Here is an 899-nt window from a genome sequence, read left to right as displayed (position 1 = left end):
CAGAAGATCAAAGACGTGCAAGTGAACTGGGCTTAAGTTTTGATTCTGACGTTACGGCCAATCAAGAGGTACTATGAAACAACAATGGCTAAACAGATGTGTAATGGTAGAACCAAGGAGTTTTGAATTACTGTCACTACAAGCAGGAAAGCAGCCTATCTTTAAAAATATAAAACATGCAGTAAGAAATAGTGAAAGAGGAATAATACCGATACATGGAATCTTGACAAAAAAGTCAGAAACTTTTGATGATTTACTGGGTATGACATCATATGAAAAAATTCATGAAGAGATAGAGAGCGCTTTAGAAGATAAAAGCATAGAGACGATTCTACTTGATATAGATAGCCCAGGAGGAGAAGTAAATGGAGTGTTTGACCTTGCTGATTTTATTTATGAATCAAGAGCAAAAAAGAGAATTATTGCAATAGCAAATGACGATGCGTATTCTGCTGCGTATGCAATTGCTTCTAGTGCTGAAAAGATTTTTCTCACCCGCACTTCAGGAGTTGGGAGTATAGGGGTAATCGCAAGTCATATAGATCAAAGTGGGTTTGATGAAAAACAGGGGATAAAATATACTACAGTATTTGCTGGAAGTAGAAAAAATGATTTAAATCCACATGAGCCAATAACTTCTGAGAGTTTAGAAAATCTAAAAAGCGAAGTGAATCGTTTATATGGAATGCTGGTTGAGCTAATAGCGCAGAATAGAAGCCTCTCTGTAGAGGCAATAAAAAATACTGAAGCAGGGCTATATTTTGGCGAGAAAGCAATAGAGATGGGTCTTGCAGATGGAATGACAATTCTTTCATCTATTAATAAAAACAGGAGTATTACTATGAATGAACAAACTACAAATGACCTAGAAACTGATAATTTAACCAAGTATCGTACTG

At 35.8% G+C, this 899-nt stretch carries 1 protein-coding gene; it reads left to right on the top strand.

Annotated features, from left to right (window positions below):
• Positions 1–73: 73 nt before the first annotated feature.
• Positions 74–899 (top strand): S49 family peptidase (locus tag ACIPNH_RS00455; RefSeq protein WP_400770855.1); only part of this gene is annotated, 826 nt, incomplete at its 3' end.

The organism is Wolbachia endosymbiont of Drosophila barbarae, from assembly GCF_044752445.1.
Taxonomy (GTDB): domain Bacteria; phylum Pseudomonadota; class Alphaproteobacteria; order Rickettsiales; family Anaplasmataceae; genus Wolbachia; species Wolbachia pipientis.
The sequence above is the reverse complement of the archived record's forward strand: the minus strand, read 5'-3'. Positions and strand labels throughout refer to the sequence as shown.